Origin of the sequence: Paenibacillus sp. SC116, from assembly GCF_024733555.1 — a bacterium.
GTDB lineage: Bacteria > Bacillota > Bacilli > Paenibacillales > Paenibacillaceae > Paenibacillus_B.
Map to the genome: position 1 here is coordinate 536,344 of NZ_JANIOF010000001.1, position 24,196 is coordinate 560,539.

Below are 24,196 nucleotides of genomic sequence, written 5' to 3' on the forward strand. Positions count from 1 at the left end.
CAGGTTATATACTAACGATAAATGAAGCAGGAGCAATTCAAGTGAAATTGGATCTAACCCGAAAAGAGAAATAATAGCGATGTGTGAGTAGCAAGCTTGCATGAAATGAGACAGCCATAGACCGGCATTTACGGACTATGGCTGTCTTCTTTTTTATAAGAGGATTGGGAAGTCTCTTTTAAAACTTTTGACTGCAGGGAGATTTATAAATAGATACTCGCTCTGCTTATTTAAGATGCACTGGCAGCGGGCAGAACAACGATATTCAACCTCTCTAGTACTATTGTGGCTCTCGGCTGAAATATACATTGTTCATCGGAAGTAGATATACACTGATTAAATTTATTAAAATTGAATCTAAAATACGACAGACTTCGACTTTATCACGCTGTTATATTGTTATTCTGTAGGTGATTAACGATTTGAGAGGGGTGCATAACTCAGTACATAATAGGAAACGCAACTTCTGTTCACCGAATATTTTTCAAATTCAACTTCATCACATTCATTACAAACAAACAGACAACATACCACGCAAGTTTGCTTAACCCACCGACCACCATTCCTGTAAGAGGAGAATAACAATGTCCATAAATACGAAACTTCAAAGTTTAGTAGATGTAATTAAGGATCTAGGTTTATCTAATAATACAGCTGGAATAACTTTTATTTTAGGTCAACATCAAGAGAAACATGTCTCTTATGAGGAACTTTACAAGAGTTCGCTAGGCATATTACATTACCTGCAAGAACAAGGTATTCAAGTTGGCGATGAAGCCGTGTTTCAGATCGACGATCACGAGGAGTTTATTAAAATCTACTGGGCATGCTTGTTAGGGGGAATAATACCTGTTCCAGTCACTGTAGGCAGTGCCGAGGAGCACATCCTTAAGTTCTTTAAAATTTGGGGCGTTTTACATCACCCATGGCTCCTTACAAATGAGCAAGTAGCAGCCTCGCTACATGATTTTTCCGAACATAACGACTTAATGGTACAAATGGAAGTCATTCATGCGAAAACTTTACTTGTACATGAGGTGATCGAGAACTCAAATGCTGGCAGCGGAACGGTGTACAATGCTAAGCCTGATGACATTGCGTTCGTTCAATTTTCCTCTGGCTCGACAGGAGACCCAAAGGGCGTAACCCTCACTCATCGCAATTTATTAGCGAACATGGATGCAATTATTTCGAATAGTCAAATAAATGATCAGGATTCTGTGCTAAGCTGGATGCCCTTAACTCATGATATGGGCTTAATTGGTGGACATCTCGTGCCGCTTCGAATGAACATTCCACAGTACAGTATGTCCGTTACGTTATTCTCCAGAACGCCGCTATTATGGATGGAGAAGGTAAGCCAGTATAGGGCTACCTTGCTGTCTTCCCCCAATTTCGGTTACCAGTACTTGATGAAACTTATGGATCGCAAAAGCGCTCGCAATCAAGATTTTAACTGGGATTTGTCTTGTGTTCGTTTAATTTTCAACGGTGCAGAACCCATATCAAGTGAAGTCTGTAAGCAGTTTTTGGACGTCATGCAGCATTATGGCTTAAAGCGGAATGTTATGTATCCTGTTTATGGAATGGCAGAGGCGAGCCTAGCTGTTACATTTCCACCCCCACAGGAAGAGATGATCACGTTATATCTTGATCGCAGCAGCGTGGTCACTGGAGAACGCGTAACTCTTTTAACAGACACTGAATCTGACCAAGCCGTTTCTTTTGTAGATTTGGGAGTTGCAGTCGAAAATTGTGAGTTTCGAATTTGTGATAAAAATAATAACTTAGTGGAAGATTTAGTAATCGGCTATATCCACATTAAGGGAGATAATGTAACAGGCGGCTACTATAACAACCAAGCCGCAACTGATGAATCATTTACTCCAGATGGCTGGCTCATAACAGGGGATCTTGGATTTACTAGAAATGGACGTTTAATGGTTACGGGACGTGCAAAGGATATCATTTTTGTTAACGGTCAGAACATTTATGCACATGATATTGAACGTGTTGTTAGCTCCATGCCTGGTACGGTGGTACCAAACTCAGGTGCCTTTAGTGTATTCAATGAAACGTCTCAGCAAGAAGATATTATGCTAGCGGTGGTATACAGAAAATCTGTCAAAGAATTCATTCCAGTGGAGCGTGAATTAAAAAAATACATAAACAAAGTAATGGGTTTAGATATTAAACACGTAATACCTATTAAGCGTATTCCAAAAACAACGAGTGGAAAAATACAACGTTACAAATTCGCTCAGAGCTACATCGCAGGTGAGTACGATGCGCTATTGCATGAGATAACTAAGATCCTCCATGAAGAAGAGATGAATAGGGAGCTAACAGTTCCCTCAACAGACACAGAAGCAGCTATTCTAGCCTTTTTTCAAGAAGTACTCGGCATTGAGCGGATCGACATTCATGATAACTTTTTTGAAATAGGAGGGAACTCCCTTCGCGCGGCTGCGCTCGTTACCAAAGTGCAAAAAGCATTTGGAGCAATGCTTCCCATTAGCGAAGTTTTTAAGGCTCCTACAGTAAAAGAGCTTGCTGCTTGGGTTGAAACAGCAGAAAAGGTTGTTTATCCGACTATCAGCAAGGTTGAGGAGCAAGAGTATTACGAGCTATCTTCTGCTCAAATGAGGCTCTATTTATTGAACCAGATCGAAGGAACAGGAATTAGCTATAATCTTCCACAATTATTCAATATGGAAGGCAAGATAGATGTTGAGCGGCTTGAACGAGCTTTTAACGAATTAGTGCAAAGACAGGAGAGTTTGCGAACTACATTTGAGCTAATTGATGGAGTTCCTATGCAGCGAATCCATCCGCAGATGGAGCTCAAAATTAGCCATATCGAGCCATCTGAAACGGATATCGTTCTCATTATGAAAGATTTTATTCAGCCTTTTAAGCTGGAGCATGGTCCACTGCTTCGAATTGGGATCATGAAATGTGCAGAAGAGAAGCATATGCTGCTATTGGATATGCACCACATTATTTCAGATGGTACATCCATCGTACTTCTGCTAACGGAATTGATGAATCTGTACAATGAGGTTAAATTACCAGAACTCTCGATCCAATATAAAGATTTCTCTTCTTGGCAAAATAAACTGCTTCATGGCGAAGAAATGCAACAAGCTAATAACTACTGGCTGGGGCAGTTCCACTCAGATATTCCTAAGCTTGACCTACAAACGGATTACGCAAGACCGTCTGTGCAAAGTTTTGAGGGTGACAGCATCCTATTTAGTTTGGACAAGCAGCTAACGGAGAAGATTAAGAAGATGGCAGCTCAGGAAGGCGCTACCTTGTTTATGACGTTGCTTGCTGCTTACAACGTATTACTTTCCAGGTACACGGGCCAAGATGACATTGTGGTGGGGAGCCCTATAGCCGGTAGGAGACATGCAGATCTTGATTCCATCGTGGGTATGTTTGTGAACACCCTCGCACTACGGAATCAACCTGATAGGGAGAAAACCTTTAGAACCTTTTTACAAGAGGTCAAGCAAAACTCGATTCATGCCTATGAACATCAGGATTATCCGTTCGAAAAATTAGTAGAAGAACTTGATCTTCCTCACGATGTAAGCAGAAATCCTTTATTCGATGTTGTATTTGTACTCCAAAACTTCGAAACCGTTTCACCCCAGTCCGATCAGCTTTCAGTTATCCCTCACACATTAAAGACTGATACTTCTAAGTTTGACTTGACGATGTATGCTAGCGATAAAAACAATACCCTAGAATTTGAATTGGAATATAGTACGAGGCTTTTTACAGCCACTCGTATGACAGCCGTAATGAATCACTTTATCCGTGTTCTACATGAAGTGGTGGAAAATGTGGAGATAAAGCTCGGTGAAATCGAGATTTTAACAATAGAAGAACAACAAGCTCTTTCATCCGGATTGAATGTCACAGCTGTTTCCTACGATCTGGATAAAAGTATACACACGTTGTTCGAGGAACAGGCTGCGAGAACGCCTGATCATCTCGCGGTTGTGTTCGAAGGAACGGGTTTGACCTACCGAGAGTGTCAACAAAAATCTTCTCAGCTCGCTATCGAGCTGCAAGCACGAGGAATAGGCACAAACGACATCGTTGGTATCATGGTTAAGCCTTCTGTGGACATGATTGTAGGCATCTTAGGTATTTTAAAGGCAGGAGCTGCTTTTCTACCTATCGATCCTGCCTATCCTTCCGAACGAATCGCGTTCATGCTGGAAGATAGTCGTGCCTCCTTATTGTTGAGTCAAACAGCTATTTATGAAAAAGCACAATACAAAGGTGAAGTGATCCTCGACATCATGGAGTTGACTTACGAGACTTCAATCATAAATGCTGTGGTCCAAGAGAAAAAAGCGGATTTGGCGTATGTGATTTATACATCAGGCACGACAGGGCTCCCTAAAGGTGTCATGGTGGAGCATCGCTCTTTAGTGAACTTTGCTCAATGGCAGCGAGATGCTTTTAACATTACAGAGCATGACAAGACAACCAAATATGCAGGCTTTGCTTTTGATGCAACTATATTAGAAACTTTCCCTTATTTAATTGCAGGAGCTGCCATCTATATTGTACCGGATGAGATACGTCTCGATGCAGAAGCACTGAACGAATTTTTTATGAAAAATGGTATTTCAATAGCGTTTTTGCCAACTCAGATTTGCGAGCAATTTATGCAATTGGAGAACGACTCACTACGAATTCTTTTAACGGGTGGTGATAAATTAAAAACGTATATCCCGCGAAGCTATGAGTTAATGAACTGCTATGGCCCTACCGAAAATACGGTCGTTACATCGTATTTCCCAGTAAAAGAATGGAGTCAAAATATTTCCATTGGTAAGCCAATCGCGAATACGCAAGTGTACATTGTGGATGAGCATGATCGCCTACAGCCAGTTGGTATCGCAGGTGAAATTTGCATTAGTGGCGACAGCTTGGCAAAAGGATATTTGCATCGACCTGAGCTGACAACGGAGAAGTTTGCAGCCAATCCATTTGTACCTGGAACACGGATGTATCGAACAGGTGACTTGGCTAGATGGCAAGCTGACGGAACGATTGAGTATCTCGGTCGGATCGACCAACAAGTTAAAATACGGGGCCATCGGATCGAGCTGGGAGAAATCGAACATGTGCTGTTGACATATGGACCTGTCAAAGATGTAGTCGTTCGCGCACATGAAGACTATGAACATCAAAAGCTGTTGATTGCCTATGTGATTGCGCAAAATTTGAGAACAGAGGAACTTCGTATTCATGCACGCAAAGTGCTGCCTGACTATATGATTCCAGCACGGTTTGTAGTTCTAGATCAGTTCCCACTGACGCCTAATGGAAAAATAGATTGGAAGTCGCTTCAAAATGTAGAGTTGGCAGCGGGCGACGTTGCCGAATGGATCGCTCCTGTAAGCGAAGTAGAGCGGAAGCTCGCGGAAATATGGCAGGAAGTGCTGAGTGTCAAGCAGGTTGGTTTGTATGATAACTTCTTTGATCTTGGTGGTCATTCCTTAAAGGTAGCGGCACTTTCATCCAAACTTCACAAAAAATTTGGTGTAACCATCCCGCTGACTGAGCTCTTCAAAGCTCAAACGTTACAGGAACAATCCGCACTGGTAGAAGCAGGGGAGTTAAATCCGTTCACGGACATTAAAAAAGTAGCTGAAGCTGAATACTACAACGCTTCGAGTGCACAGCGCAGGTTGTTTGTCCTTTCTCAGCTTGAGGGCGCAGGTATTAATTATAATATGCCGCAAGTACTCGACATTGAAGGTCATTTGAGTCTAGAGCGCCTCACAGCAGCATTTCAACAGTTAGTACAGCGTCATGAATCATTGCGAACCTCATTTGAAATAGAGCATGGCGAGGTTGTTCAGCGGATTCATCAGCATGTCGAGCTAGAAATTAGTCAATTGGAAGTATTAGCAGGCGATTCTGAGCAAGTGATTAGCCGTTATATCAGACCATTTGATTTGAACCAAGCTCCTTTAATGAGAGTAGCGCTATTGAAAGAAGCTGATCAAAAAACGAAGCTGCTTTTTGACATGCACCATATCATTTCCGACGGTATATCGATTTCGATTATGATTAAGGAATTTATTAGCCTATACAAAGGAGAAACATTGCCCGAAATTGCTGTTCAGTATAAAGACTTTTCCGCATGGCACCATACGTTCTTGCAAAGTGAAGAGTTGAGAGAGCAAGAGGCCTACTGGCTGCAGCAATTTGCGGGAGAAATTCCGATACTGAATTTGGCGACCGACTATCCAAGGCCCTCTGTTTATAGCTTCGAAGGGGATAGTATTAAATTCCGCTTAGACCGTGAATGGACGAATAGGCTGAGATCCTTCGTAGCCGAGCATGGTGCAACCTTGTACATGGCGTTATTAGCTGCTTTCCATGCTATGCTGCACAAGTACAGTGGGCAAGAAGATATTATTGTCGGAAGCCCGGTGGCGGGACGCGATCACGCTGATTTTGATAATGTAATTGGCATGTTTGTCAACACATTAGCAATGCGGAGTAGACCAGAAGCAGGTAAGACGCTGCGACAATTTCTCACAGAAGTTAAGCATACCGCACTTGATGCATTTACAAATCAACAATTTCCATTTGCAGAGCTAGTAGAGAAAGTAGATCTGCAGCGAGATATGCGCAGACATCCGCTCTTTGATGTCATGTTCCTTATGCAAAATATGGACAAGACAGCGATAGAAACAGAGGAGTTCACGTTCACTCCTGCTAATTTTAGCAGTAGAGTATCGAAATTCGACTTTACAATGTTTGCGGAGGAACAAGAGGATTACCTCCAATTCGAACTTGAGTATTGCACGAAGCTTTTTAATAGGAACAGCATGGAACATATGGCAAACCATTTTATTCAGATTGTTAAATGCTTCATTACAACTCCGGATCACACTTTGTCGGATATTTCTATGTTGACCGATGAGGAAGAACATAAGATTATTTACGAATTTAACGATACAAAGACTTCCTATCCAAAGGATAAGACGCTTGCGGATTTGTTTGAGGAACAAGTACAAAAGTACCCCGATCATCAAGCTGTTATTTATGGCGATCACCATGTCACGTACTTGGAGTTGAATGAGCGAGCTAATAGCTTGGCATGGATATTGAAAGCGAACGGGGTTATGCCCGAAACGACGGTTGCCATTATGGCAGAGCGTTCGATTGAAACGATAATCGCCATACTTGCCATTGTGAAATCTGGTGGTGCATATGTCCCAATAGATCCGGAGTATCCGGCAGAGCGAGTAGAGCTGCTGCTTGAGGATAGCGGAGCGAGTTTACTATTAACGACTAGAGAACTCGCAAATAAATACAAGGTGAAACAGGCTATCATCGATATAGGCGACGACAGCTTATTCAATGGCAATCATACAAACCCCGAAGTCGTCAATCGATCAATTGATCTCGCCTACATTATTTATACATCAGGATCTACAGGTAGACCGAAAGGTGTCATGGTTGAGCACAAAAATATTACTCGGCTTGTTAAAAATACGAATTATGCAGCCTTTACGCACGATGATCGATTCCTTCAGCTCGGAGCTCTCGTATTTGATGCTTCCACCTATGAAATTTGGGGTGCTCTATTAAATGGTGCGAGCCTATACCTCGTCGATAAGGCTGAAATTGTAGATCCAATTCTGTTTAGTGATGTACTAAAGCGCTACGATATCACATCCATGTTTATTACAGCAGCACTGTTTAATCAGATGGTTATTCACGACGGAGGTGCCATGTTCGCGGGGGTCAGAAATCTTCTTGTCGGAGGAGAGGCTTTGTCACCAGCGCATATGAATCTTGTTCGGGAGCATCGCCAAGGGCTTGAGGCAACTAACGCCTATGGACCTACGGAGAATACGACTTTTTCAGTCTGCTGCAACATTGACAGGGAGTACGAAGGAAACGTTCCGATCGGCAAGCCCATTTCAAATTCTACAGCGTATATTGTTGATCAAAGTGGTAATCTTCAGCCGATTGGTGTACCAGGCGAGTTGTGGGTCGGAGGAGATGGCTTGGCGAGAGGGTATCTAAACAGACCGGATCTGACTACAGAAAAATTTGTGAGCAACCCATTTGCTACAGGGGAAAGAGTTTATAAGACAGGCGATCTCGCAAGATGGTTGCCAGATGGAAGTATAGAATACCTTGGTCGTATAGACCAGCAAGTGAAGATAAGAGGGTTCCGAATCGAAATTGGTGAGGTAGAAGCAGCTATTCTTGGCATGGATGATATTCGTGAAGCAGCCGTTGTGGTCAAAGACGAGGAGAGCATGGGCAAATCTTTATTCGCCTACATCGTCTCAGGCGAAAACTTGGCACAGTCTAATTTGCGAGAACGTCTCACTAAAGTGCTGCCAAGCTATATGATTCCATCCCAATTCATCCAGATCGAGAAGATACCTTTGACTACGAACGGTAAATTGAACACGGTTAAATTACTTACACTAGAAGGGCAAGCTATTCATGACCATGCCTATGTGGCACCTTCAAGTCCAACAGAAGAAAAATTAGCGGCGATTTGGAGCGATATTTTAGGTATCCAACAAATTGGTGTTTCGGAAAATTTCTTTGAAATAGGCGGACATTCCCTGAATGCAACATTGCTTGTTTCTCGCATTCATAAGGATTGCAATGTTTCTATTGCTCTAAAAGAAGTCTTTACTTCACCGACCATCAAAGAAATGGCTGTCATCATAGATTCCACAGCAGTGAAAAATAGCTATCAAGCGATCCAACCAACTGCCAGATCAGAACACTATGGGGAAGGAATATATCCTACCTCGGCAGCACAGCGCAGAATGTATCTGATGTTTAGAATGGACGAGCGTTCGGTCACATACAACATTCCTGTTGCTTTAGTGATCGAAGGCAGCATTGATTTACCGCATATGAAAAAGGTGTTTGGTCAACTGATCAACAGACATGAATCCTTACGTACATCTTTTAAAATGATAGGCAGCGAGGTTGTCCAGCAGATCCATCAAGACACTGCATTCACCATTCCATATATCGAGAACAACAGACCATATCAGAACGAGAACGAGCAAATAAAAGAGGCGATTCAACAATTCGTTGCACCATTTCATTTAGAGCAAGATCCACTGTTCCGCGTTGAATTAGTCAAGCTATCTGATGACAAGCATGTGATGTTGTTTGATATTCACCATATCGTAGCAGATGGAGTATCCATGGATATTCTAACGAACGATTTCATTCGTTTGTATGCCGGACAACAGCTTGCACCTTTAGAGATTCAATATAAGGATTTTTCAGCATGGCAAAATAAGCAAGTAGAAACGGGCGCGATTCAGCAGCAGGAAATCTATTGGAAGGATTTGTTTAGTGGTGAAGTCCCTGTATTAAATATGCCAACCAGCTATCCAAGGCAGGTACAGCGTAGTTTTAAAGGGGAGACGCTTCATTTCACGCTCTCAGGCAGTTTGGTTGAGAAGTTATATACACTAGCATCACGAACAAGCTCCACGATGTATATGGTTCTTTTAGCATCATTCAACGTCGTCTTGTCCAAATACACAGGACAAGAAGATATCGTGGTTGGTTCGCCAGTAGCAGGAAGAAGACATGCGGACTTGCAACAGATGATTGGGATGTTTGTAAACACCCTCTCGATGCGAAATGCACCTGTAGGAACGAAAACCTTTGTACAATTCCTAGACGAAGTAAGGGCAAATACATTGAATGCGTATGAGAACCAAGACTATCAATTTGAAGAACTAGTAGCCAACTTGGGACTTCAACGCGACTTAAGCAGAAACCCATTGTTCGATGTTATGTTCTCTTCACACAGCTTCGGACAGAACGTGTTTGAAGCCGATGGATTGGTCTTTACCAACTACGCTATGGAAAATAACATTTCGAAGTTCGACCTTTCTTTAGACGCAGTACTGGAAGAAGATCAAATCAAGTTCAGTGTGGAGTACGCAGTGGATCTCTACTCCCAACAACGCATGGAAGCCTTTATTGAGCACTTCATAAACACGCTTGAACAAATTGCAGAGTGTCCCGATACGAAGCTCTCTGATATCGATACGTTATCGCAAGCGGAAAAAACAAATATTCTCGTCCACTTCAATGATACTAAGCTGTGCTACGAATCATCGAAAACGTTGCAGCAGCTATTTGAAGAGCGGGTTGAACTGCAGCCTAATCATCCAGCTGTTCATTTCGAGGGAATCACGCTTACCTATGCGGAATTGAACAGCAAAGTGAACCAACTTGCTCGTTACTTAAGGGCATCTGGTGTGCAGCGTGAGCAATTGATCCCGATTATGTGCGAGCGTTCCATTGACATGATTGTAGGAATTTTGTCCGTATTAAAAGCAGGCGGCGCCTATTTGCCAATTGACCCTTACTATCCAGCAGATCGTATTAAGTTCATGCTGGAGGATAGTCATGCAGCGATTTTGATTACACATAGTCGTTACTCAGGTAATCATATTTTTGCAGGACAGACGTTATTGCTTGACGATACATCCTTGTTTAACGAGGATGATACCAATCTATCAAGTATCAACGAATCAAAAGACTTAGCTTATGTCATTTACACCTCGGGCTCCACAGGGAAACCTAAAGGAGTCATGATTGAGCAAAGAAGTGTTGTTAACTTGTCGACATGGTTGAGTGGCATGCTTAATCTGGCCGGTAAAAGATTTTTGCATTTGTCTAACGTTTCCTTTGATAATTCGGTGGAAGAAATATTTCCGCAGCTCATCTCGGGAGCTACCGTCTATATGTTGAGTAAAGAGGACGCACTTGATAGAACTATTTTCACGAACTTTATCAAGCGGCATAGTATCGATATTGTTAACCTGCTGCCAATGACTATGAAAGAGCTGCTTGCTGGACAAGACAAAATTGAGTGTCTGAAGCATGTAATGGTCGGCGGAGATAAACTGGAACATTCCTTGAAGGAGCAAATTCTTGCTCTTGGATATACACTTACTGACCATTATGGTCCTACAGAGTCAACGGTCGATGCTATTTTTACGCATTGTGCGGTAGATAAGACCGTTATCGGAAAGCCGATTGCAAATACTCGTGTCTACATTGTTGATGCATACGATAATCCGGTTGCAGTAGGAGTCATGGGCGAAATCTGCATTGCTGGCGATGGTCTAGCAAGAGGGTATTTGAACAGACTTGACCTTACTGCCGAAAAGTTTGTTGCTAATCCATTTGAAGTCGGGCAGCGAATGTACCGAACAGGAGATTTGGCTTATTGGACGACGGAAGGGGAAATCGTCTATGTAGGCCGAGTAGACAACCAAATCAAGATTAGAGGCTTCCGTATTGAGCTCGGTGAAATTGAGAAGCAGCTGCTTTCCTATGAACAGATTAATGATGTAATTGTAATTGATCGGAAAAACAAGCAGGGCAATACTTACTTGTGTGCCTATTTCGTTGGAGAAGACGTAATTAATACCACCGATTTACGAGCACATCTGCTCAAGGAACTTCCAGATTATATGGTGCCTACTGCCTATGTTCAGCTGGATAGACTGCCACAGACACCGAACGGCAAAGCAGATCGTAAAGCACTTCCTGAGCCAGAGGTAACTTTTGCAGCACAGACTGAATATGTTTCTGCCCGCAATGAAACGGAAACAAAACTCGTTAAAATTTGGTCAGAAATACTGTCCGTTGATGAGAGCCAAATTGGAATGAATGATTCCTTCTTTGATTTGGGTGGCAACTCGATTACGGTGATGCAGGCTGCGAATGTAATTAACGACCTATTTGAAACACAAGTTGTGCGCGTTACAGACCTGTTTAACTTTACGACCATTGGGGAAATCGCTGCGCATATCAACAGCGAGCTCGGTATCGTAGAAGAAGAGGAAGAAGCAGAAATAGTTAAATTCACCCTCTAATTGAGAAGGAGTGTTCATCTTATGGGGTCTCCCATTAAGTCATACAAGGACGATGATATTGCGGTAATCGGGATGTCCGGTCTATTTCCAGAAGCAGAAAGTCTAGATGTCTTTTGGGACAATCTTGTAAGCGGAATGGATAGTATTCGAGAATTTCCTACCAGCAGAAAAAACGAATTAAAAGACGTTATTCCTGATGTGTATCAACGAGACTTTATGAAAGTAGGCTACGTTGATCAAATCGCGCAGTTTGAACCAGAAATTTTCTCAATCAGCCAAGAGGAATCTAGATTTATTGACCCACAGCAGCGTTTGCTTATTCAACTGGTGGAGGAAGCCATTTTACATGCCGGTTACGCCCCTGATCAACTTGCTGATCAGCTTGTTGGCTTATATTTTGCGAGTAACTTAAATAGCTACACGGATCAAATTGCGTCAGATTCACCAATGAAGTTCTTAAACAGCATTCCATCCATGATGGCCGGACGTATCGCATATACGTACAATTTTAATGGACCTGCGCTCACATTTGATACCGCGTGCTCTTCATCCCTGACTGCATTTCATTATGCTGTGCAAAGCCTTAGGTCGGGTGATGCAGACATTGCCATTACAGGTGGAACAAGCCTGGTCATCCTTCCTGAGCAGAAAAAAGATATTGAAAAACAGTCTGTCTTGTCTGTAGAGCAAAAAGTGCGTACTTTCGATAAACATGCGGATGGTACGGTTGCCGGAGAAGGTGGGGGCGTCCTCATCTTGAAAAGGCTCAAAAATGCATTAGAAGATAGAGACCCGATTCATGCGATCGTGAAGGGAAGCTCGTTAAATAGCAATGGAAATCGGGCCAACGGTCTGGCTGCTCCAAGCGAACGCGGACAGGCTGAAGTTATTTTACGAGGAATTAAAAATGCGCAGATTGATCCATTGAGCTTGTCTTATATTGAGACTCACGGGACCGGAACCAAAATTGGTGATCCGATCGAAGTGATGGCGCTCACGAAAGCACTTAACGAGCTAGGATATCCGCGTCAATCGGTTGCCATCGGTTCTTTGAAGTCGAATATTGGGCATCTGGACTCTGCGGCAGGTATTGCGAGCGTAATCAAGGCAATATTGTCTCTGAAGCACGAGCAAATACCGGCATCGATTAACTTTGAATCGCCAAATCCGCTGATCGATTTTGTTGATTCACCAGTCTATGTCAATGATATTCATGCTGATTGGCAAGCAGATACGGTGCGCAGAGTCGGAGTGACTTCGTTAGGCATGATTGGGACGAACGTGTTCTCCATCTTGGAACAACCTCCTGTAACTAAGGAAGAGGTAGGAGCAGCCCACAGTAATGTGGTGCTGCTCTCTGCCCGAACATATGAATCTTTACAAGGCGTCGCACACAGATTGCTTGTTCATTTGGAACGAAATCAGGCAATGCCGTTGGATGATATCGCCTATACATTAAATACGGGAAGAAGAAAGTTTCCAACAAGATTATCTATTGCAGCTGATAGCACAGAAGAACTAATACACGCCTTACAAGACTTTATTGCTAAGGATAAAGAGCAGATAGTTGCTGCATCGATTGAGCAGCAGTCCCATAGTTCCATTCTTATGATTGCAGACTTAGAGCATACGGATCTGCACTCAATCGAGCAAATGACTGACAAACATCCACAATTTAAGAGATGGGTGGACGAATGTCAAAACCAGATTGTGAACGAAGAGGATCAGCAAAATGCTAAGCTTATGTACCTAACATACATGTATGCCTATGCGAAGCTGATTACAGCTTATTCCATTCCTATAAAAGCTGTCTTGGGCATCGGAATGGGTGAACTTGTTGCTGATTTAATTATGAAAAAGAAAACGTTCGAAGAAACCGTAGACAGAATAAAAAACTACAACGAACCGGAAAAAGTGATTGAGGACGCTAAGCTTAAGGCACTTGGACAGCAGATCGTTAAATCAGGTATTCATACCTTTATCACCTTATGTTTCAAACCAGAATTAATTGCTCAGTTCAAACGAGCAATTGAGCCGCTGCCAAGTACTACATTATTGACATTTACCCTGCAAAGCCGTTCATTTACAGATGCGATTAGCAGCTTGATACAAAACGGATTAGAAATTGATTGGACAAAAGTGTATGAAGGCGAGAAGCGTTGGCGAGTTAGTCTGCCGGGCTATGCCTATACAACCCAAAGCTACTTCATCAAACCTGGAGAGCTAGTTTCATCCGTGTTAGGGGGAAGTTCTGTTGTACCTGAAATCGCTGAGATCATGAATGACCTGCCTATACAAGAAAACGTACAGCTGATGTTCAGAGAAGTATATACAGGCTCTACGTATACACTGACCGATCAGACCGGAGAACTCCAAATTGATTCTATTATGGTGATGCAGTTCGCAGGTAAAGTAAAGAAAGGATACGGAGTAGACGTACCGCTCTCTCTCTTTTTTGAAAACAAACCACTTGGTGATGTATTTGACATCATTGAAAGCTTAATCGACAGCCGATCATCCCATGTTAATGACATTAGTAAGCAGCCGGAGAAGGAATATTATCCTGCATCGCCGCCACAAAAGCGTATTTTTATTCTTAATCAGCTTGTGGACGATAACATCAGCTATAATATGCCGGGCGCCATGACTATTACAGGCAAGCTTGACCGAGCAGCGTTTCAACACGCATTCCAAGCCCTTATCGAACGCCACGAATCATTGCGTACGACTTTTGAGTTAGTAGATGATCGTTTAATTCAGCGTATCCATCCAAAGTTGGAGCTGGAAATTGAATATGTTGCGAAAGCGGACATCCAGCATGTTATAGCGGAATTTGTTAAGCCTTTTCGTTTGGATCAACTGCCATTATTACGAGTTACGCTAGTAAAGTTGAAAGCAGAAAAGCATCTCTTTTTGTTTGATATTCATCATATTGTGTCTGATGGTTTGTCGATGGGCATTTTAATAGAGGAACTTATTCATCTCTATGAAGGGCTAGAGCTGCAACCTCTTACCATTCAATATCGTGATTTTACTGTGTGGCAGGCGGAATGGTTTGAAACAGACAGCTTTAAGCAGCAGGAACAATATTGGTTAGATAAATTATCTGGTGAACTCCCAGTTCTAGCACTGCCTACCGATTATCCGCGACCAGCCATTCAGAGCTTTGAGGGCAGCAATTTTGAATTTGAAACGAATCAATCATTGACTGAAAAAGTGTTCAAAGTGACTGCGCAAGAGGATATTACGCTTAACATGCTGCTCCTTACGGCTTACAACGTCCTCCTTTACAAGTACACCGGACAAGAAGATATCATTGTTGGTTCACCTATCGCTGGAAGGCGACACGCAGATTTAGAAGGTATTATTGGAATGTTTGTGAACACGTTGGCTATGCGTAATCATCCACAAGGGACGAAGACATTCCGTACCTTTTTAGATGAAGTGAAAGAAACGGCCATTGACGCCATTGATAATCAAGATTATCAGTTTGAAGATTTAATAGAGAAACTTGATGTGCGACGAGATCAGAGTCGTAATCCATTGTTCGATACGATGTTTGTGCTGCAAAATATGCACAGTGGGGATGCGGACACAGGTAGCTTGAAATTCGAGCCGTATCTGCTTGGCAGTAAGGTGTCCAAGTTCGATCTGAACATGACGGCGTCTAATGATGAGGAAAAGATTCATTTCAGTCTTGAATATTGCACGAAGTTGTTCAAAGAAGAAACGATTATCAGACTGTCGCAGCATTATCTCAACATTTTAGAGCAAGTCGTTCATAATCTTCATCTCAAGCTGGATGCAATTGATATGCTCTCATCAGATGAAAAATCAACACTTCTGCATCGTTTTAATGAGACAGAAATGGACTATGAACACAGGAAGACCATTCATGAGCTGTTCACAGAACAGGTTAATCAAGCACCTGATCAGATTGCGCTCGTATTTGAGAATACACAGCTGACGTACAGAGAATTACATGAGAAGTCCAACCATTTAGCCATCGAGCTTCGGCGTCGTGGAGTTGGGCGCGATCAAGTTGTAGGGCTGCTGGTTGATCGATCGCTTGAGATGATTATCGGCTTGATGGGAATTTTGAAAGCGGGAGCAGCATATTTACCAATTGACCCTAAATATCCGGCTGAACGCATCGAATACATGCTTGAAGATAGCCGTGCGCGCCTATTAATCACACAGGGTGACTTGATATCGGATATCCAGTTTCATGGTGAAACCTTCGATATCCGACAGCTTGAGGAGTGCTTTGAAGGAACGGATCTCCTATTGAATACAAGTACGCCAAGCGATGTCGCTTATATTTTGTATACGTCTGGCTCTACCGGAAAACCGAAAGGCGTCATGATTGAGCATAAGGCTGTCAACAATTTCATACATGGTATTACTCAGGCTATTGATTTTGCCACAAATAAGACAGTACTGTGCTTGACGACCATTTCCTTCGATATATTTGTGCTGGAAACGCTGCTGCCACTTACGAGAGGATTAAAGGTTGTAATAGCCAATGAGAAAGAACAGGTAGATCCGAAGCTGTTAGGCCAAGTAATTGTGAATAATCGCGTTGAGATGCTGCAAACTACACCTTCTCGTCTCCAACTGTTAGTAAGTGATTCAACGGGTATCGAAGCTCTACAACACCTGAATGTAGTAATGGTTGGGGGCGAACCATTTCCAGAGACTCTACTCAACATGTTGAAACGACTGCTGGGACTGCGCATTTACAATATGTACGGCCCAACGGAAACGACCGTCTGGTCTGCGGTTAAAGAGCTGACTAACGAGGACCAGATTAGTATCGGCCAACCCATTTCGAATACGCGTTTCTATATCCTGGATAAAAACAACCAGCTTCAGCCAGTTGGAATTCCCGGTGAGTTGTGTATCGCGGGGGAATCATTGGCTAGGGGATACTGGAATCAACCCGAATTAACGGCAGAAAAATTTGTCCCGAATCCATTTGAAGCTGATACGAGAATGTATAGAACAGGTGACATGGCAAGATGGCTGGCAGACGGTAATGTTGATTTTATCGGACGAGCGGATAATCAGGTGAAAATACGCGGCTACCGGATTGAACCGAGTGAAATTGAGTCCTACATGCTTCAATACGAGCCAATAAAAGAAGCGATTGTACTTGCAAGAGAAGATGCGAGTGGTACGAAATATTTAGGTGCGTATTATACGGCAAGTGAGGATGTTACAGCAGCGAGTATCAGAAGCTACCTCTCGCAATCACTACCGGACTATATGATTCCTTCCTTCTTTATGCAGTTAGTACAGATGCCATTGACACCGAATGGAAAGCTAGATCGGAAACAGCTCCCTATGTTTGATGGGCAGCTCAGCACAACGACGGAGTACGCTCCGCCAAGAAATAAAACCGAAGAAAAGCTGGTACAGATATGGCAGGAACTGCTCGGGATAGAGCAGGTGGGCGTAAATGATAATTTCTTTGAGCTCGGAGGCCATTCGTTAAAAGCTGCACTTTTTATTGCAAGAGTCAATAAGGAGTTCGGTTTCCATATTCAGTTAAGAGAAATATTCCAGCAGCCGACTATTCGACACATTGCAGTAATCCTTGAGACGAGAATAGGAGATTCTCAACTATCTATTGCAGCGGTTGAAGCTCGTACGTATTATCCGGTACCACAGGCTGTACAAGAAGTTCTTAGACATAGCCTTAGCAGGGAGACAAACACGCTCTACAATAAAACACTGATCACTCTTATTAAAGGACCATTAGATCGAGCGCAGCTTGAAAAATCGCTTGCATCTTTAATTCAGAGACATGGCATATTACGAACTTCCTTCGAAATCGTCGATGGGGTGTATGTTCAAAAGGTTCACGAGGAAGTGCAGTTTTCGATTATCGATCTTATCCCAGCCGATATCGAAGCCATGATCCACACATTCGTTCGCCCATTCCAAACCGATCAAGCACCACTAATCCGAGTCGGACTTGCTGAGCTGGCACCGGAATCATTTGTACTGATGCTAGATATGCATCAGACAATGACGGATGGAACTTCCGGGAATATTTTAATCCGGGAAATGATGGCACTGTACGCGAATTTGGAGTTAGAGCCATTGAGTATCCAATATAAAGATTATTCGGTCTGGTTGGCTGAACAAACCGTTTCTGAAAATAGGAAGAAACAAGAACAATATTGGTTAGATGTATTTGCCGATCAGGTTCCGGTACTAGATTTCCCAACGGACTTTGCGAGACAAGAAATTCAACAATTGGAAGGACATCGATTCAAATTTGACTTGGATAAGAAATTGGTTAATCAGGTAAAGCAATTTTCTACTAGTGCCGGCGTAACCTTATTTATGACCTTGTTCGCGGGCTACAACATGCTGATGTACAAGTACACGAACAAAGAAGATGTTGTCGTGGGAACCTCTGTTGCATGTAGACCTCACAGCGAACTTCAAAAGGTTATTGGGTCCTTCACGAATAGCCTTGCAATGAGAAATTATCCAAAATCAGAGTTATCGGTGATGGAATTTTTACAGAACGTGAAGGAAAACACGTTAGCCGCATTCGAACATCAGGATTACAGATATGCGGACTTAGTCGACAAGCTTGGATTACGTGACGATTTAAGTGGTAACCCGCTGTACAGAACGATGTTTGTGCTGCACAACATGGAAATTAGTGAAGCTAAAATGGGAGACATGACATTTACTCCGTACGAACAGGAAACATGCTATACGAAGTATGATTTCATCTGGCATGCTCACGAATCGCAGGATGAAATCAAAATAGATCTGATGTATAGCTCCACTTTATTCAAGCAAGAAACGATCCACCAACTTGCGGATGACTTCATCTTCCTTCTTAGCATGATGACCCAGCATCCGAGTGCAAAATTGAAAGAGATTATCTCTACGGCCGCAACGGTTTAAATGTGTAAAGCCATGGGGCTATAGATGTACCTCATGGCTTTACAACTTTTTTAAAAATGGAAGTATGAATGTAAAGAGGTGATGGCTATATGAAAAAAAATACACTCGCTGCGCATAACATCAAAATGTTGTTTTGGTTAACGATTTTGCAAAGCACTAGTTTTATAGCTCCCGTGTTGACGTTGTTTTATTATGCAAGAGATATGACAGGAGCTCAGATCTTGTTAATGCCCGTGTTTTGGAGCTTATCCCTCTTACTAGGTGAGGTTCCTGCTGGCGTATATGCGGATCGGTTTAATGCTAAGATTTCATTTATGACGGGTACTTTTATCCGTATTGTCGGGGTGAGTATTCTCTTATTTGCCAATGAACCTTGGTTATTTTATTTAAGCGCTATTTTAAGTGGATTATCAGTCGCTTTCTTCTCTGGTTCTGATCAAGCTTTAATTTATGATTCCTTAAAGGAATCTGGCGAAGAAGATAGGATGGATAAAGCGATTGGCAAAATCCAATCAGGTACCTTTATTGCTACGTTTTTTGCTGTAGTTACCGGAGCAATTCTTGCCCGTGATCTACGTGACGAGCAGTTTATTTTATTAATCGTGCTAGGACTTGTTCTCATTGTGGCTTCGATCTTTTTCATCTTGCGCTTGCGTGTACCTCAAAACCAGCAAGAGGTGGCCGTAGATGGCTCACTAGCAACCGTATTAGAAGGGATTAAAGTCATTCGACAAGCTCCTCAATTGCTATTCATGGTGTTAAATGCGACGCTCGTGTTCACCTCAGGGGTGGTGGCCTTCGAACTATTTGATCAGCCCTTTTTAAATGGAGCAGGACTGCCTGTTGAATATATTGGCCTTATGTATGGCGCTGGGGCAGTGCTCGGTTTTTTCTCCTCTCATACGATCGGCTGGTTAACTCAACGTATTTCAAGGATCTCGCTCTTGTTTATGACCGGATTGTTAGCGGCAAGCTCGCTGCTGTTAGCGGGATTATTCGGAAATATTCTCATCCTAGCATTAACCGTATTTTTAGCATTGAAATTTGTTAGCGCTGTTCGGGTACCTATTTATTCTCAACTAAGTAATGACTTGATCCCTTCACACGTCCGAGCAACAACGATATCTCTTCTATCCATAATTGATGGGGTATTAGATTTGATCGTGTTTGGTACTTTGACATTTTTCGCGGTGGGTGGAATCTCGAGCATTTACATCGTGTGTGCAGGTATCGCTTTACTCGGTACGTTATTACCTATTCGCAAGGTTAAAGAAACTATGGTGGTATCAAGTTCGGAAGTATCACTCGAACATAAATAGAAGGGTTGATTATCGATGAGCAAAATTGCGTTTGTGTTTCCTGGTCAGGGAGCTCAATATGTTGGGATGGGACGAGAATTATATGAGGAGCATGTCATTGCTAAGGAGCTATTCCACCAAGCCAACGAAGTGCTAGGGTTTGACCTGATGAATCTGTGTTTCGAAGGTAGTATCGAAGAACTAACAAAAACGGAAAATGCACAGGCTGCAATACTCACGCATAGTGTAGCTGCATTCCAAGTGTTTACACAAGAACATAAAGTAGAACCGTCCTATTTGTTAGGTCATAGTCTCGGAGAAATTACGGCATTGACCTGTGCAGGAGCCATTGCTTTTAAAGATGCAGTGAAGCTTGTGTACCAACGTGGGAGATTGATGCAGGATGCCGTTGCAGAAGGTGTTGGAGCAATGGCTTCCATCCAAAAAGTAGACAAAGCTATCGTTCAACAACTATGTCAGCAAGCATGTGTGGATGGGAAAATAGCTGTTATATCGAACTACAATTCTCCTAATCAAGTGGTTATTTCTGGCCACAGCGAAGCATTTGTTGCGATAAGTGAAATCCTTAAAAATGAATACGAGGGATTCGTCGTTCCCCTAAAAGTCAGTGCTCCTTTTCATAGTCCTCTTATGAACGAAGCCGTGCCGAAGTTCCGAGCGGAATTGTCCACATATACGTTTCACGATTTGAAATACCCTGTCATTTCTAATGTAACAGGGTTGCCCTACGAAAGTCGTGATGTCATCATAGAGAATCTCAGCAATCAGATCGTAAGCGCTGTGCAATGGCAACATTCAGTTCATTATATTGAAGCTAATGGAGTAACCACGGCGTTTGAGTTTGGACCTAAAAAAGTGCTGAAAAATCTCATTAAGAGTTGTACTCCAACAATCCAAGCCTATTCTTATGATAGTAAAGAAGAACGAGATTTAATGGCTCAAGAGCTGCTAACGCTTCAGGCTAAAGAGATCGCTCTCTATCCTTACAATCTACTGGCATTAATAGATCGATGCTTGGCAGTAGCCATCTGCACGAAAAACAATAATCCTAGCCAAGAGGAATATGAAATTGGTGTATTAAAGCCATATCGTGAAGTGAAATTGAAGCAGAGTGTACATGAGCAGGAAGAGGGGAGAAATCTTACCATCCACGACGTAAATGAGGCTATACATATGCTTCAATCCGTCTTTACCACGAAACGAACACCCCTTTCCGAGCGAGCGTTTCGTTTTACTAACATCCAACAAGAGGCTCGTGTAAGAGGGGTCGCTTTAGAGATAAAGGAGCAGATCGTTTGAGATCAGAAACGGTTGTACAAACCCACCTGAATCGTATTCATCCAGCAATCAAAATGCTTTGTGCTTTAGCTGGTATAGGTACGCTTGTTATATTGACATTGTTTCTTCAAAAGCCGCCAGAACCAAAGGCAAGTGATGTCCCCATTCAGGAATTTTCATCTGCGCGAGCGATGGAATATATAAAAGTAATTGCGGCAGAGCCACATCCGACTGGTTCCGCAGCCATTGAAAAAGTAAGACAATACCTCGTGGATCAGTTGAAACAGCTTGATATCAATCCTAAGATAGACACTTTTAACGGATTTCTTGAAACCTCCTATTTTAAAGGCAACATAGAACTACATAATATAATCGGTATTGTAAAAGGTACAGGAAACGGAAAAGCCATTATGCTTTCGGCTCATTATGATTCCGTGGACACAGCTCCGGGAGCTAATGATAATGGAGCTGCCGTTGCAGCTTTATTGGAAACTGCACGAGCACTGAAATCTGGGCCACAGCTGAAAAATGATGTGTGGTTCGTCTTTACTGATGGGGAAGAAAAGGGATTGCTTGGTGCGGAAGTGTTTTGGAGAAATGAACAACATCGTCAACAAATAGGCATGATTGCAAATTTTGAAGCAAGGGGATCAAAAGGATCATCCATGATGTTTCAAACGAGCCATCAAAATGGGAAACTGATTCGTGAATTTGCCGAGAGTGCCCCAAGTCCGTTGGCCAACTCTTTTATGGGGGATTTGTACAAAAAACTTCCGAATGACACTGATTTTACAGTTTCTCTAAAGCATGACATACCGGGATTGAATTTTGCTTATATAGATGGGTGGGAAAAGTATCATTCCAGCGAAGACAACATCGATCATGTTGATCCTTTTTCACTTCAACATCACGGAGAGAATGCCTTATACATCGCCAAACATTTCGGAAACTTAGATTTGGAAAACTTGAAAACAAGTAATGAGATCTATTTTAGCTTTTTCGGGAAAGTAATTCATTTTCCAGAATCGTTTATAGGTATGGCAACCTTATTTTTAGCCATTCTATTTACAACTATCGTCATTTGGGGATTCAAAAAAAGGCTCCTACGATTTAAAGGAATGAGTGTTAGCTTCCTTTATATATTATTGAGCATCCTGTTGTCTGCTCTTGTAGCGGCTGGGCTTTGCTTTGGTATTTATCAATTGTGGGCAGAGCGCATGACCTTAACCAATGATTATACACATGATTCTATACTTTACAATTTTACCTTCCTGCTCGTCGCTTTAGTTGTTAACTCATTCCTCTTACCGATTTTCAAGAAAAAATTCAATGATCTAGAGATGATGTTGACGGGCATGCTGTTATTTTTACTTCTAATGCTTGCTTCCGCTCTGTATTTACCAGGTGCAAGTTATTTGTTGGCCTTGCCTTTGCTTATACACTGTCTCATTATCGGATTTGCACTTACTAGACAAGACACACTGGCTTTTCTGAACCATCCGCTTGTTATAGCCGCTCTTGCATTTTTACCCATCGTATTGTTTACTACCGTATTCCACTTACTGTTTATTGGTTTGCCTCCTGTTGTCAACGTTGCTGGAGCAATCATTCTATCGCTTCTACTTGCTATCCTTCATACATTGAATAATTGGCTAGTTGGAGCTCGTCGTATATATGTAACGATTATATTGATCAGCATCGTTACCTTGATAAGTACGGGATTGATCCGCTCTCTTTATCTATGACTACAAACAAATGAAACGAAATAAAAGTAAATTCGAAAGCCGATGATCTGTTTTGATCTCGGCTTTTCATTTTGAAAAATCACCGAATTGATCAAAATTTGACCATATCTGTAAAATGGATTGACCTTGACACTATGTCAAAGCTTAATCTAATGCTAAGAAAAGTGATCAAGAACATAAGGAGATTATGAAATGAATACAAACGTGATGATCCTACCGATCACGATTGAACCTATGCAGGTTAAATATAATTCGCAGGTTAGCAGATTACTTGTACACGTATTTCGAGGAAAGTTTCAACATCTTACAACAATGAGTGATGACGATCTTGCACTATTTTTCGAAAAGCTTTTTGAACATCTTCCCACTGATCCAGCACATCAAAGAATGATCGCTCTGCAAGATGGAGAAGTGATTGGAACGATATCCGTGAAATGGAGAGGTGAATACGACAACCGACACAAACAGAAGCTGTCTTCGTGGAAAAATTTCAATAGGTTTGGGAAATGGAACTCACTTAAGATGTTGATTGGGTTGCGTTTATTTAACCATAAACCTGAAGTGGGGGAATGTTACATCGCAGACGTTGTTGTCCATCCAGATCATCAGAGCAAGGGAGTTGGAAAGCTGTTATTGCAGTGGGCATTACATTTTGTACAAACGGAACCAACCTTGGATATGCTAAGCTTGTACGTCTCTGGTAAAAACCCGAGGGCTAAGCAACTATATGAGCAATTATCATTCCATACGCATTCGCAATCGAATAGCATAGTATGGCACTTTTTTTTCAACGAAATGAAATGGTATTATATGGTTAATAATCACAAAGAAGTTGGTGACTCTTAAAGCCAGTCTATTATGGTTGTACTTTACGCCAATGTGCAAGAAAGAAGATTCAGATTAACTGTAAGTAGGCATTAACATAAATCAACGGAACCGCGTAGCTACGCGGTTTTTTATTTTAAGGATATATGTCTTGTCC

Annotated in this window: 6 protein-coding genes; all 6 read left to right on the plus strand. The window is 42.2% G+C overall.

What is annotated here, in order from left to right; genetic code table 11:
- The first annotated feature begins 584 nt into the window (after positions 1-584).
- The 6 genes from NQ117_RS02125 to NQ117_RS02150 all read left to right on the plus strand — a co-directional run bounded on the left by NQ117_RS02125 (position 585) and on the right by NQ117_RS02150 (position 24,060).
- Complete coding sequence (locus tag NQ117_RS02125; protein WP_258276372.1) at positions 585-11,939, plus strand: non-ribosomal peptide synthetase; 11,355 nt, start codon at positions 585-587, stop codon at positions 11,937-11,939.
- A gap of 21 nt (positions 11,940-11,960) precedes the next feature.
- The gene (locus NQ117_RS02130; protein ID WP_258276373.1) at positions 11,961-18,872 is read left to right on the plus strand and encodes a non-ribosomal peptide synthetase; all 6,912 of its coding nucleotides are present in this window, start codon (positions 11,961-11,963) and stop codon (positions 18,870-18,872) included.
- 89 nt (positions 18,873-18,961) lie between these two features.
- Entirely contained in the window at positions 18,962-20,191 is a 1,230-nt protein-coding gene (locus NQ117_RS02135; protein WP_258276374.1) for an MFS transporter, read from the plus strand.
- A 15-nt stretch (positions 20,192-20,206) separates the two neighbouring features.
- Positions 20,207-21,490, plus strand: coding sequence for an ACP S-malonyltransferase (fabD, locus tag NQ117_RS02140; protein ID WP_258276375.1), 1,284 nt, complete (start codon positions 20,207-20,209; stop codon positions 21,488-21,490).
- On the plus strand, positions 21,487-23,214 hold the full coding sequence (locus NQ117_RS02145; RefSeq protein ID WP_258276376.1) for a M28 family peptidase: 1,728 nt from the start codon (positions 21,487-21,489) through the stop codon (positions 23,212-23,214). The genes fabD and NQ117_RS02145 overlap by 4 nt, the downstream gene beginning before the upstream one ends.
- Positions 23,215-23,406: 192 nt before the next feature.
- Positions 23,407-24,060 carry a GNAT family N-acetyltransferase gene (locus tag NQ117_RS02150; protein ID WP_258276377.1) on the plus strand — a complete coding sequence of 218 codons (654 nt, stop codon included), beginning with the start codon at positions 23,407-23,409 and terminating at the stop codon, positions 24,058-24,060.
- Positions 24,061-24,196 lie beyond the last annotated feature (136 nt).

Coding starts and splice junctions, on each gene's coding strand:
- NQ117_RS02135 (WP_258276374.1), top strand. CDS start 18,962: ATGAAAAAAAATACACTCGCTGCGCATAACATCAAAATGTTGTTTTGG.
- NQ117_RS02150 (WP_258276377.1), top strand. CDS start 23,407: ATGAATACAAACGTGATGATCCTACCGATCACGATTGAACCTATGCAG.
- NQ117_RS02125 (WP_258276372.1), top strand. CDS start 585: ATGTCCATAAATACGAAACTTCAAAGTTTAGTAGATGTAATTAAGGAT.
- NQ117_RS02130 (WP_258276373.1), top strand. CDS start 11,961: ATGGGGTCTCCCATTAAGTCATACAAGGACGATGATATTGCGGTAATC.
- fabD (WP_258276375.1), top strand. CDS start 20,207: ATGAGCAAAATTGCGTTTGTGTTTCCTGGTCAGGGAGCTCAATATGTT.